Annotated in this window: 11 protein-coding genes and 2 pseudogenes; all 13 read left to right on the forward strand. The window is 61.5% G+C overall.

Annotated features, from left to right (window positions below; all coding sequences use genetic code 11):
- The first annotated feature begins 719 nt into the window (after positions 1-719).
- Positions 720-2120, forward strand: coding sequence for an ammonium transporter (locus tag G454_RS0113220; protein WP_035107870.1), 1401 nt, complete (start codon positions 720-722; stop codon positions 2118-2120).
- Positions 2121-2198: 78 nt separating this feature from the next.
- Positions 2199-2537 (forward strand): P-II family nitrogen regulator, encoded by a 339-nt coding sequence (locus G454_RS0113225; protein ID WP_027718988.1) that lies wholly within the window; start codon positions 2199-2201, stop codon positions 2535-2537.
- Between the two features lie 145 nt (positions 2538-2682).
- Positions 2683-3510: a nitrogenase iron protein gene (nifH, locus tag G454_RS0113230; protein WP_027718989.1), complete on the forward strand. Its 828-nt coding sequence runs from the start codon at positions 2683-2685 to the stop codon at positions 3508-3510.
- 13 nt (positions 3511-3523) lie between these two features.
- On the forward strand, positions 3524-3841 hold the full coding sequence (locus G454_RS0113235) for a P-II family nitrogen regulator (protein ID WP_027718990.1): 318 nt from the start codon (positions 3524-3526) through the stop codon (positions 3839-3841).
- Between the two features lie 20 nt (positions 3842-3861).
- Entirely contained in the window at positions 3862-4227 is a 366-nt protein-coding gene (locus G454_RS0113240; RefSeq protein ID WP_027718991.1) for a P-II family nitrogen regulator, read from the forward strand.
- A gap of 15 nt (positions 4228-4242) precedes the next feature.
- Positions 4243-4380, forward strand: a complete 138-nt coding sequence (locus G454_RS23000) for a hypothetical protein (protein ID WP_245574409.1) — start codon at positions 4243-4245, stop codon at positions 4378-4380.
- Between the two features lie 12 nt (positions 4381-4392).
- Positions 4393-5685, forward strand: a pseudogene (locus G454_RS19215) (nitrogenase component I subunit alpha); the annotation flags it as partial.
- A 6-nt stretch (positions 5686-5691) separates the two neighbouring features.
- A complete protein-coding gene (locus G454_RS0113250; RefSeq protein WP_027718992.1) occupies positions 5692-7173 on the forward strand; it encodes a nitrogenase component 1 in 1482 nt (493 codons plus the stop codon).
- A 94-nt stretch (positions 7174-7267) separates the two neighbouring features.
- Positions 7268-8584, forward strand: a complete 1317-nt coding sequence (locus G454_RS0113255) for a nitrogenase component 1 (RefSeq protein ID WP_245574411.1) — start codon at positions 7268-7270, stop codon at positions 8582-8584.
- 19 nt (positions 8585-8603) lie between these two features.
- Entirely contained in the window at positions 8604-9404 is an 801-nt protein-coding gene (locus tag G454_RS0113260; RefSeq protein WP_027718994.1) for a radical SAM protein, read from the forward strand.
- A gap of 33 nt (positions 9405-9437) precedes the next feature.
- Positions 9438-10280 carry a homocitrate synthase gene (locus G454_RS19220; protein WP_051276421.1) on the forward strand — a complete coding sequence of 281 codons (843 nt, stop codon included), beginning with the start codon at positions 9438-9440 and terminating at the stop codon, positions 10278-10280.
- A 114-nt stretch (positions 10281-10394) separates the two neighbouring features.
- Complete coding sequence (locus G454_RS0113270) at positions 10395-12134, forward strand: NAD+ synthase (RefSeq protein ID WP_483782834.1); 1740 nt, start codon at positions 10395-10397, stop codon at positions 12132-12134.
- 127 nt (positions 12135-12261) lie between these two features.
- Positions 12262-12500: pseudogene (locus G454_RS0113275) on the forward strand (transposase); the annotation flags it as partial.

Here is a 12500-nt window from a genome sequence, read left to right on the forward strand (position 1 = left end):
CCTGTAGCAGCACACGTAGTCAAAAAGTCTTCACCCCGCCTGTCGGCAATTCAGAACCTCACCGGCGTCACGCTCCCTACGTCGGGGTCGTTGGCCCTGGAGGCGTCCAGCACCGGGGGAGCAAAAAGCTGGCGGCAGGCCTGATTGCTCTCTACGGCCACGTCTGACGCATATGTAACCGGATGGTATGCTCATGCTGGTGTTTATTTCCTGAGGCCGACTCTGTGGTGGCTTGTTTAAACCATCTACGGTTTGGTTTCAAGGCAGGTTCCTCGAGGCGTTCGTTTGGGTGATGGGGTCTCATAAGGGAAATTTTCTTGTGAGGGCACCTACTGAATCTTGACACGGACAAATTAAAAAATACCCGTTGACAACCGCCGGGATGTGTATTATTATTTGCTTAGCCAGGGAAAAGGTACAACGAAGTGCTTTGTTGGGCAAGGATGCCCTTTGGTTAAAATAACCAAAGGGCATTTATCTTTAAATAAGTCAAAGCAAGGGCGCTTTTTACGGGTGGCAAAGACGCTGCCGCCGTAAAGAGCGCCCCTTTGCTTTTTGTGCGGCAGGCAGTTCCCTATCCCGTGCGCCACGGCGCGCCCGGGCAAGGAGGCGCCCCTTGCCCCGGGTGGGGAGGGGAAAGCAGCTGCCGCCTTACTCCGGCAGGCCGGCAGCCGGGGGTGAGCTGAAGTCACAGGAAGGTTTTAAGGAGGTAGCGCGCCATGTGCAAAAAGGTAAGCCGGGCAGGCCTCATCTTTGTGCTCCTTCTTTTAGCCATGCCCGCCCTGGCCTGGGCCGACGAGGCCAAGGTCGATACGGGGGACACCGCCTTTGTGCTGCTCTCTGCCGCCCTGGTGATGATCATGACTCTGCCGGGCGTGGCCCTCTTTTACGGCGGCATGGTCAGGCGCAAGAACGTGCTCAGCACCATCATGCAGAGCCTGTTCATTATGGCCCTGGTTTCCGTGCAGTGGGTGCTCTTTGGATATAGCCTGGCCTTTGGCCCCGATAAGGGGGGGCTGATAGGCGACCTCTCCTGGCTGGGGTTAAACGGCGTAGGGCAGGAACCCAATCCCGACTACTCGGCCACCATACCGCACCTGTCCTTTATGGCCTTTCAAATGATGTTTGCTGTGATCACCGCCGCCCTCATTACCGGCTCCTTTGCCGAGAGGATGCGCTTTTCCGCCTTTGCGCTCTTTACCCTCCTCTGGACCACGCTGGTCTACGATCCCCTGGCCCACTGGGTGTGGGGCCTGGGCGGCTGGCTGCGCGAGCTGGGTGCCCTGGACTTTGCCGGCGGCACGGTGGTGCACATTAGCTCCGGCGTTTCCGGCCTGGTGGCCGCCCTGGTGCTGGGCCGCCGCCGCGGGTACGGCACCGAGCCCATGTTGCCCCACAACCTGCCCCTGACGGTGCTGGGGGCGGCTCTGCTCTGGTTCGGCTGGTTTGGCTTTAACGCCGGCAGCGCGCTGTCGGCAGGGGGCCTGGCGGCCAGCGCCTTTGTGGTGACCAACACGGCGGCGGCAGCGGCAGCCCTCTCCTGGGTCTTTGCCGAGTGGGTCCGCCACGGCAAGCCCACCGTGCTGGGCGCCGCCAGCGGTCTGGTGGCCGGGCTGGTGGCCATCACCCCCGCCTCGGGCTTTGTCGGGCCCCTGCCCGCGCTGATCATCGGCCTGGTGGCCGGGGTGCTCTGCTACCTGGCGGTGAGCGTGGTCAAGGCGAAGCTGGGCTACGACGACTCCCTGGACGCCTTTGGCGTGCACGGTGTGGGCGGCACCTGGGGCGCCCTGGCCACCGGCCTGTTTGCCTCCAAGGCCGTAAACCCCGCCGGTGCCGACGGGCTGTTTTTCGGCAACCCGGCGCAAATGTGGCCGCAGTTTATCGGCGTAGTGGCAACCTGGGCCTTTGCCGCCGTCCTGACCTTGATCATATTGAAGCTGATAGGCGCCGTCCTCCCCCTGCGGGTCAGCGCCGAGGAAGAGGAGCAGGGCCTGGACCTTACCCTGCACGGTGAAGACGCTTACTCCGATATGGTGCTGGGGGCTCCCATGGGCCGCACGGCGGCCATGGCCGCCGCCGGGGAACCCGTGGTGGCCAGGGCCAGGGAAGTGAAGGCCTAGCCCCGGCCCCGCGGCAGGCCTGGTTTGTTTGCGGTGGGACTCTTTCAAGGAGCGCTAGAGGCGAGGAGGTTTTTTAAGGTGACCAAAATAGAGTGCATCATCCGCCCCGGCAAGCTGGAGGACGTCAAAGAGGCTCTGGGCAGGTTCGGCATTCAGGGCATGACCGTCACCCAGGTAATCGGCTGCGGCCTGCAAAAGGGCCGCAAGGAGGTATACCGCGGTACGGAGTACAGCATCAACCTCTTGCCCAAGGTCAAGGTGGAAATTGTGGTAGCCGACAAGCACGTGGAGGAGATCGTGGACATAATCGTTAAAGCCGCCCGCACCGGCGAAATCGGCGACGGCAAGATCTTTACCTACAGGATCGATAATGCCGTGCGCATCCGCACGGGCGAAAGCGGCGAGAGCGCCATTTAGGAGCTTCCACCGGGCAAAGTGAGCCCGGTACCAGAACTACGGCGTTTTACAGGCCGGCAAGGGCGCCCCGGATTTAGGGACTTCCCCCACTCCCCTAGAAACCGGGGCGCCCTTAATATTCCACAATTGTAAAGGGGGATGGACCGTGACCAGGAAAGTTGCCATCTATGGGAAAGGCGGCATCGGCAAGTCCACCACCCAGCAAAACACGGCGGCGGCCATGGCCTACTTTTTCGGCAAGAAGGTCCTCATTCACGGCTGCGATCCTAAAGCCGACTGCACCCGCCTCATCCTCGGCGGCAAGGCGCAGGAAACGGTAATGGATACCCTCCGAGAGCTGGGAGAAGAGGCGGTAACCGTCGACCGGGTGGTAAAGGTGGGGTTTTGCGGCATCAAGTGCGTTGAGTCCGGAGGTCCCGAGCCAGGAGTGGGTTGCGCTGGGCGGGGCGTGATTACGGCCATCAACATGATGGAAGAACTGGGCGCCTACTCGCCGGACCTCGACTTCATCTTTTTCGACGTGCTCGGCGACGTGGTCTGCGGGGGCTTTGCCATGCCGGTGCGCGAGGGCAAGGCGGGGGAAATTTACATCGTGGCCTCCGGGGAGATGATGGCCCTCTACGCAGCCAACAACATCTGCCGGGGCATGGTGAAGTACGCCGAGCAGAGCGGAGTGCGGCTCGGTGGGATCATCTGCAACAGCCGAAACGTGGACGGCGAAAGGGAACTGCTGGAGGAGTTTTGCCGGAAAATTGGCACCCAGATGATCCACTTCCTCCCGCGGGACAACATCGTGCAGAAAGCAGAGTTTAACCGCCAGACAGTTGTGCAGTTCGATCCGCAGTGCCGTCAGGCCCAGGAGTATAAGGAGCTGGCCCGCAAGATCATCGAGAACGACATGTTTGTCATCCCGAAGCCAATGACCATGGACGAAATGGAGGCCCTGGTGGTCAAATACGGGCTTTTGGAATAGGAGGCTTGGAACGATGAAAATGATCCGCGCCATTGTGCGCCCGGAAAAGGCCGAGGAAGTGGTGGATGCCCTGGCCGCGGCAGGGTTTGTGGCCTTAACCAAGATGGATGTGGTCGGCCGGGGCAAGCAGAAGGGCATTCAGGTGGGCGCCGTGCACTACGACGAGCTGCCCAAGGTGATGCTCATGATTGTGGCGGAAGACGAAAGCGTACCGGAAATCGTGGAAGTGATCGGGCGTGCGGCGTATACGGGCAATTTCGGCGACGGCAAGATTTTCATCAGCCCCGTAGAAGAAGCCTATACCATCAGGACGGGAACTAGGGGCCTTTAGGTGAAGGGTGGTGATTTTGGGTGAAAGAAGTTGTGGCCATCATCCGGCCAAATAAGATGAACAGAACTAAAGAAGTACTTGCTGCGCTTGGTTTTCCCGCTTTAACGGCCTGTAAGGTTTTGGGACGGGGAAAGCAAAAAGGCCTGGCAGGAGAGGTTTCCTTTCCCCTGCAGCCGGACCTGGTGCGGGAAGAGGGGACCATGCGTTACGTGCCCAAACGGCTCATCTCTTTGGTGGTCGAGGATGAGGATGTCCCTCTGGTGGTAGGGGCCATTATGAAGGTTAACCGCACCGGCGCCATTGGCGACGGGCGGATCTTCGTCTGCCCGGTGGAGGAGGCGATACGCATCCGTACCCAGGAGCGGGGCGCGGCAGCAATCTCATGAGAAAGGGGGAGGAGCATGCCCTTTGTCAACCTGAAGTGCAACGAGCTACTTCCCGAGCGGGAAAAGCATATTTACATTTATGACCCGCAGAACCCGGTCATTCCGGCGTGCAATACCAGGACCATTCCCGGGGATATGACCGAGCGCGGGTGAGCCTTTGCCGGCTCCCGCGATGTGGTCGGCGGTCCCATTGCCGATATCATCGCGATGGTCCACGCCCCGGTGGGGTGTGCACGGTATACCTGGGCAACGAGGCGGCACCTTTCCGACCTATACCCCTGGGCTACACCAACAAAGCTGGCCAACACCTCCTTTAACCGGCGCTACTGCGTGGTCACCGACATGCAGGAAAAGGACGTGGTTTTCGGGGGGATGAAGAAACTCAGGCAAGCCTGCCTGGAAGCCTTCCGCCTTTTCCCGGAGGCGCGAGGGATGATCATCTTCACCACCTGTACCACGGGCCTGATTGGCGACGACGTGCAGGCGGTGGCCCGTCAAGTGGAGAGGGAAGTAGGTAAACCGGTCTTTACCGCCGAGTCACCCGGCTGCTCGGGAGTAAGTCAGTCCAAGGGCCACCACGATTTTAACACGCAGTTTTACCGCCAGGTAAAGGCCCTGCGGGAACGGCGTCCGGAATTGGCCATGCGGGAGGAGGAAAAGACGCCTTACGATATCTGCCTGATCGGCGAGTACAACATGGACTGGGACCTCAAGGTAATCAAGCCGCTGTTTGAAAAGATTGGGGTTCGGGTGGTGGCCGTCTTTTCGGGCAACGAGCGCCTGGAAAACCTGATCAAGATGATTGATGTAAAGCTAAACGTGGTGCACTGCCAGCGCTCCGCAGAGTACATCGCGCACATGATCAAGGACGGCTTTAACGTACCTTTTATCCGTGTTTCCCTCTTCGGCATCCAGCAAACGGCAGAGGCGCTGCGCAAGACAGCGGCCTTTTTTGGCCTCGAGAAGAAGGCGGAGGAGGTAATTGCCGCAGAGGTGGCACGTGTGGAAAAGGCCCTGGCCTTTTACCGCGAGAGGCTGGCCGGCAAGCGGGTGGCCATTTACGTGGGCGGCCCCCGGGTCTGGCACTGGATCAGGGTGCTGGAGGAGCTGGGCATGGAAGTGGTGGCCTGTGCCTGCACCTTTGCCCACGAAGAGGATTACGAAAAGATCAACGCCAGGCTGACGCGGAAGGGCGTTTTGGTCATTGATAACCCCAACGAGTTTGAAATTGAGGAGATGTTGTTGACCTGCAAACCGGATCTCTTCCTTACGGGGCTCAAGGAAAAGTACCTGGGCCGCAAGATGGGCATTCCCACGGTAAACTCCCATTCCTACGAGAAGGGGCCTTACGCCGGGTTTGTCGGCATGGTGAATTTTGCGCGGGACATTTACCAGGGCATCTATGCACCGGTCTGGAGATTCCAGAACGGCCTTTGTGAGCAAGAAAGAGGAGCGTGAAGTGGCGTGCAGCTAAAGGAAATTCCCCTTGAGGGCATACCTTACGACCGGCTGCGCATTGAGAAGGTCCCGGCGGCGCCGGCCTACCAGCCCCGCGACCCGGATCTGGTGCCGGCGGCCAACCGGGCAGTGGTAGTAAACCCCGACCGCATCTGCATGCCCATCGGGGCCATGTGGGCGGTGCTGGGGGTGCACCGGGCGATCCCCTTCGTGCAGGGGGCGCAGGGCTGTACCACCTATGCCCGCTATACCTTCTGCCGCATTTTCAAAGAGCCGGCTACCATTGCCACGGCTTCCTTTCACGAGGACGCGGCGGTTTATGGGGGGCGGCGCAACCTGGTGGAAGGCATCCGCAACCTCGTGGTGCGCTACTGGCCGGAAGTCATCGGGGTGGTGACCACCTGCTCCAGCGAGATTATGGGCGACGACATCGCCAGCTTCCTTAAAGAGGCGCGCGCCCGGTTGCGGGCCGAGATCGGCCCGGAAAAAGCAGAACAAATTGTGATGGTGCAGATTAACACGCCCAGCTTTGCCGGCTCCCATGTTGAAGGTTACGACCGGGCGGCCAAGACCTTCCTGCAGGCCCTGGCCGTGAAGCGGGACGCGCCCGGCAACCGCGTAAACATCATCCCGGGCTTGCTGTATCCCGGTGACATCAGGGAGATCAAACACATCCTGCAGGCAATGGGCGTTGAGGCCACCATCCTCTTCGACATTTCGGATACCTTGGATGCACCCCTTGAACCGCCGCAGCGCATTCCCTACTACCCGCCCGGGGGCACGCGCCTTGCGGAAATTAGGGAAATGGGCAATGCCTGCGCCACCGTTGCCCTGCAGGCCGACGCCGGCGGGAGCGGGGCCGTATACCTGGAGCGGAAGTTTGGCATCCCGGCGGTTATGGGGCCGACCCCGGTGGGCGTTGCGGCCACGGATGCCCTCCTCCGGCACCTCAGCCGGTTTACGGGTCGGGATATTCCGGAAGAACTACGGGCAGAGCGCGGCCGCCTGCTGGATGCCATGGCCGACGCCTTGCACCACACGATGATGAAGCGGGTGGCCATTTTCGGCGACCCGGACATCGTCGCAGGGGTGACGCGGTTTACCTGTGAGCTGGGCATGACCCCGGTGGCGGTGGCGGCAGGGACGCCCAGCCGGAGGTTCCCGCAGGAGGTGGAGGCGGTATTTGCGGAGTACCGGGACCTCTTCCTCGATGCGCCGAAAGTTTTCAACGGGGGAGACCTGTTTGAGTTCGAGGAATACCTGAAAACGCTCCCGCGGTTGGATTTAATTATCGGCAACTCAAAGGGCGTGGACATTGCCCGGGAGCTGGAAGTACCGCTGGTCAGGGTGGGCTTTCCCATTTACGACCGCTTTGGCTACCAGAAGCGCCCCATTGTCGGCTACCGCGGGGCAGAGCTGCTCCTCTACGAAATAGTCAATGCCCTGCTGGACTACCGCTATCCGGACGACCGTACCCAGCAGCTTTAATCTTACGCTGGATGTGTATCTTTTAGGCCGGGCCGCCCGCCTGTGCCCGCACGGCCCGGCTTTATTTTTAAGAAAAAAAGGGGTGATGTTTTCCGTGCGGGTAGTGCCAGAGATTATGCCCTGCAGGCGGGGGCATGTGGTGGTGAAAGAAGGCGAGGCGACGTGTCTTCCCCTGTGCAGCCGCCCGACCGTGCCCGGCGTGATTTCCGAGCGTGCCTGTGCCTATTACGGGGCGCGGTGGGTGTTGGCGCCTATTCCCGATGCCGTCCACCTGGTGCACGGTCCCGTAGGTTGTGCCTACTACGGGCGCACGGTGCGGCGGAAAAACTACCGCCTGTTTTCCACGGATTTAAGTGAGCGTGACATTGTCTTTGGGGCCGGGGAGAAGCTTTACCGCGCCATTTTGGAGACCTGTGCCCTGGTGCCCGGCGCCCGCGCCGTACTGGTCTACGCCACATGCGCGGTGGGGATTATCGGCGAAGATCTCCCGGGAATCTGCAGGAGTGCCGCCAAAGTGGTGGGCCGCCCGGTTGTGCCCGTTAACGCGCCCGGGTTTTGTGCCTCTAACCAGGCGGCAGGACATGATATTGCCGCCCGCCTTCTCCTGGAACACTTTATCGGCAACGGCGGGGGGGAGCCGGTGGAAAACGGCGTAAACCTCCTCGGGGAGTTCGACGTGCAGGGCGACCTGGGGGAGATCGAGGCGCTTTTGGGCGAGATGGGCCTTAAAGTAATCTGTGCCTTTTCCGGCAGGGCCTCCATAGCCGCCATGGCCCAGGCCCACCGGGCGCGCCTTAACATTGTGCACTGCCGCCGTACGGGGCACCTTCTCGCAGAGGGGATGCGGGAGAAGTTCGGCATCCCTTACGTGAAAGTTTCTTTTTACGGCCTGGAGGAAACCGCCGCCGCCCTGCGGGCCATCAGCCGGTTTTACAGCCTGGCCATCGCCGGGGAAGTGGTTGCCCGCGGCCTACGCGCGGCCCGGGAGAAGGCAAGACCTTTCTTGGCCAGGCTGCGCGGAAAGCGGGTGGGCCTCTTCTTTGGCGGTTCGCGGATGGGCGCGATGGCTAAGGCTTTCAGGGAACTGGGTATGGAGGTGGTGCTGGCCGGCTCACAGTTCGGCTGCCGGGAAGACTACGAGGAGGCAGGGCACAAGGTGGCGGACGGCACGGTGCTGGTGGACGATGCCCACGACCGGGAGTTACTGGAGTTTGTGGCGTGCAGCCAGCCGCACCTCTGGGTGGGCGGGACGAAGGAAAAGTTCCTCGTGCAGAAATTAGGTGTCCCTTTTCTGGTTTTTCCCCAGGAAAGCGCTCCTTTTGCCGGGTTTAAGGGCTTTGTGAACCTGGCGCGGCAGGCGGCGGGGCTGGTGAGCGCGCCGGTGTGGCGGCTGGCGGCAGGCGGTTTTTAAAGGGGGAGGCCGATCTATTATGCAGGCGTATGCTATGGAGGAACACCCGTGCTTTTTTAGAGAAGCGGCGCGGCATTACGGGCGCCTTCACCTTCCGGTGGCGCCGGCCTGCAATATAACCTGCCGGTACTGCCGCAGGGAATACGACTGCCCCCACGAGGGCCGACCGGGCGCAACCAGCCGGGTGCTCACGCCGGAAGAAGCGGTAGCCAGGGTGGCGGAGGTGCTGAAAAAGGATGCGCGCATCTGCGTGGTGGGCATTGCCGGGCCGGGTGACCCGCTGGCCAACGAGGAAACCTTTGCCACCCTGCGGCTCGTGCACGCGCGCTTTCCCCACCTGATCAAGTGTCTGAGCACCAACGGCCTGCTGCTGGCCGATTGCGTACCGCAGCTAAAGGCCCTGGGGGTGAGGGCCGTGACCGTTACGGTTAATGCGGTGAACCCGGCGGTGGGAGCGGCCATTTACGCCGCCGTGCGCTGGCGGGGCGCGGTTTACGAGGGGATGGAGGGGGCGGCCTTACTCTGGTCGCAGCAGGCTGCAGGCATAGCCGCAGCGCTCCGCGCTGGCCTGCGGGTGAAGGTAAACGCAGTGTTTATTCCCGGCATTAACGACCGCCACCTCCCGGCGGTGGCACGTGCCGTGGCCGCCCTGGGCGTACAGGTAATGAATATCATGCCCCTCATCCCGCTGGCGGATTTTGCCCACCTCGCCCCGCCTGGCCCTGGGGAGGTTTCATTTGTACGCCGCTTGTGCCGGCATTTCCTGCCCCAGATAGACTGGTGCCGGCAGTGCCGTGCGGATGCCGTCGGCCTCATCTGATCCGTTAGGGGAGTTCCCTGGAGGTGGAGATGGATGCCCGTATACATTGTCGATACCACTCTGCGGGACGGGGAACAGGCGCCCGGGGTGGCCTTTACCCCCGAGGAGAAGGTGGCCATAGCCCAGATGCTGGATGCCCTCGGAGTAGCCCAAATTGAAGCGGGTACCCCGGCCATGGGAGAGATAGAGCAGAAAGCCATAAAATCAATTGTGCAGCTGGGGTTAAAGAGCCGCATCAGCACCTGGAACCGTATGGTTCTGGATGACCTGCGCGCTTCCCTGGCCTGCGGCGTGAGTCTGGTGCACATTTCGGCGCCCGTTTCTCCCATCCAGATCCGCTATAAGCTGGGGCGGAGCTACCGCTGGGTGTTGAGCTGTCTCCGGGATGCCTGCCTCTTTGCCCTGGACCACGGCCTGGCGGTGACGGTCGGAGCGGAAGACGCTTCCCGTGCGGAAGCAGGGTTTCTGCTGGAAGTCGCCCACCTGGCCAGGGAGGTAGGAGCCTTGAGGTTCCGTTACTGCGATACCGTAGGCGTGCTGGACCCCTTTACCACCGTAGAACGGCTCACCTGGCTGAAAGAGCATGTGGCGATCGAGCTGGAGTTCCACGCCCACAACGACTTCGGCCTGGCCACGGCCAACACCGTGGCCGCCGTGAGGGCAGGGGTTGGGTGGGTTGACGCAACGGTGGGCGGGCTGGGCGAGAGAGCGGGCAATGCCCCGCTGGAAGAGCTCTGCCTGGCCCTGGTGGAAATATACGGCCTGGATCTCGGCCTGAAACTGCGCCACCTTCCCCCGCTTTCCCGCTATGTGGCCAGGGCTTCCGGGCGGGCGGGGTTTTTGGGGGCCAAGAAGAAGCGGTTACGCTGCCCGTAAAAGGCCGCCTCCCCCTTGAAGTACCCCCTCACTTTTTGCTACAATGGGCCGGGAGAAAAAAGTGCGGGCAAAGGCGCCCCTGTTCCTTCCCGCCGGTGGGAAGAAAGGGGCCTTTTGGCTTTAAGAGGGGAAATCATGCGCATTGCCCTGGCCCAGCTTAACCCCACCGTAGGGCACATCGGCGGCAACGTCGACAAAATCAAAAAAGCTACGGCCTGCGCCCGGCAGGTCGGTGCGGAACTGGTGATCTTCCCCGAAATGGCGGTAACCGGTTACCCGCCCCGGGACCTCCTCTGCCGGGAGGACTTCCTGCGCCGCGTAGCAGAGGCCCTCCGCAAGGAAGTGGCTCCCTTGAGCAGGGAAATAGCCGTTCTAGTTGGTGCCCCGGTAAAGGGAGAGGGGGGCTTTCTTTTTAACGCCGCGCTCCTCTACAGCGGGGGGATGCTTCTGGCGCGGCAGGACAAGAGCCTGCTCCCCAACTACGATGTGTTTGAGGAGAGCCGGTACTTCAGGCCCTCCGCCAAGAGGGAGCCGGTGGTGCTGGGGGATCTGGCCTTGGGCCTCACCGTCTGCGAGGACATCTGGAACGACAAAGATTACTGGAACCGGCGGCTCTACGATCTGGACCCGGTGGAAGAGCTGGTAGCCAAAGGTGTACAGCTGGTGGTGAATATCTCCGCCTCGCCCTATCATTACGGCAAGATCGCTCTCCGCGTGGACATGATCAGGTCCATGGCCCAAAAGTACCGGCGTCCCTTCATTTACATCAATCAGGTGGGGGGCAACGACGAGCTCATCTTTGACGGTAGCAGCCTGGCCGTGGACCATGAGGGGCGGGTGGCGTGCCTGGCCGCCAGTTTCGAGGAGGAGCTCGTGCTGCTTGAAGTGGAGAAGGCGGGAGATGCCCCGGTCCGCCTCTCCGCCGCGGGAAAGGTGACCGCAGACCGGCTCTGGTCGGAAGACTCCGCCCTCCGGCTTGCGCCCTGCCAGGCAATGCTTCCCGGTATTCTTCCCCGGGAGGACATAAGCCATGTCTACCGGGCGCTGGTGCTGGGGATACGCGATTACTTCCGCAAGACGGGTTTTACCAAGGCCGTGGTGGGCTTAAGCGGCGGGATCGACTCCTCCGTTACCGCCGCCCTGGCTGCCGCCGCCCTGGGGCCGGAAAACGTGCTGGGGGTGTCCATGCCTTCCCGCTACTCCTCTCCCGGCAGCCGCACGGACGCTCGGGCCCTGGCCGCAAATCTGGGGATCTCCTTTCGGGAGATACCCATCGAAGGCATTTTTCGTGCTTACCTGGAAACCATGAACGGGGACGACAGGCCGCTGGGCGACCTGGCCGAGGAGAACGTTCAGGCCCGCATACGTGGCAACATTCTCATGTTCATTTCCAACCGGGAGGGCTACCTAGTTCTTACCACCGGAAACAAATCGGAAATGGCCGTGGGTTACTGCACGCTTTACGGCGATATGTGCGGGGGCCTGGCCGTGCTGGCCGATGTGCCCAAGGTGATGGTTTACGAGCTGGCCCGCTACATCAACCGGGAGAGGGAAATCATCCCCCACAGCGTGCTGCTCAAAGCCCCTTCGGCGGAGCTCAGGCCAAACCAGGTGGACCAGGATTCCCTGCCCCCGTACGAGGTGCTGGACGCCATCCTGAAGCACTACGTTGAGGGGGGGAAATCGTGGGAGGAAATAGCCGGCAACGGCTTTGATGCGGAGTTGGTCCGGCAGGTGGTGTCCATGGTCGACCGCGCCGAATACAAGCGCCGCCAGGCACCTCCGGGGCTGCGGGTAACCTCGAAGGCCTTTGGCATGGGCCGGCGTATGCCCATTGCCTGGCGGGAGGGCTAGGGCCAGCGCTTGCTCTTTTTGCAAAAGCCCCGCCAGAATGCCCCCGATTTTTAATCGGAGGATGAATGGCGGCTTGGTTTTTCTCTCCGGCCGTGCTATAATTTAAGCAGGCCGGAGGAGATGTTGAATGCAGACGGTAACCCTCAAAATAAAGCTCCTGCCTCCCAACAAAGGCAAGCTGGAAAAGATGACCCGCATGCTGGACACCTACCGTCAGGCGTGCTCCTGGTTCCTGGAGCAGGTCGAGGCTCTTGATACCACCAGCCGCGCACATTTAAACCGCCAAACCTACCGGCAGGCATGTGAGCTGTTCGACCTCAACCGGGGCACGCTCCAGTGCGCCATGCTCAAAGCGCTGTCTGCCAG

This window comes from Desulfovirgula thermocuniculi DSM 16036, assembly GCF_000429345.1.
Classification (GTDB): Bacteria; Bacillota; Desulfotomaculia; order Desulfotomaculales; family Desulfovirgulaceae; genus Desulfovirgula; species Desulfovirgula thermocuniculi.

Bases quoted from the DNA above. Each gene is read 5' to 3' on its own strand.
- G454_RS0113220 (WP_035107870.1), top strand. From the start codon at position 720: ATGTGCAAAAAGGTAAGCCGGGCAGGCCTCATCTTTGTGCTCCTTCTT.
- G454_RS0113235 (WP_027718990.1), top strand. From the start codon at position 3,524: ATGAAAATGATCCGCGCCATTGTGCGCCCGGAAAAGGCCGAGGAAGTG.
- G454_RS23000 (WP_245574409.1), top strand. From the start codon at position 4,243: ATGCCCTTTGTCAACCTGAAGTGCAACGAGCTACTTCCCGAGCGGGAA.
- G454_RS0113260 (WP_027718994.1), top strand. From the start codon at position 8,604: ATGCAGGCGTATGCTATGGAGGAACACCCGTGCTTTTTTAGAGAAGCG.
- G454_RS19220 (WP_051276421.1), top strand. From the start codon at position 9,438: ATGCCCGTATACATTGTCGATACCACTCTGCGGGACGGGGAACAGGCG.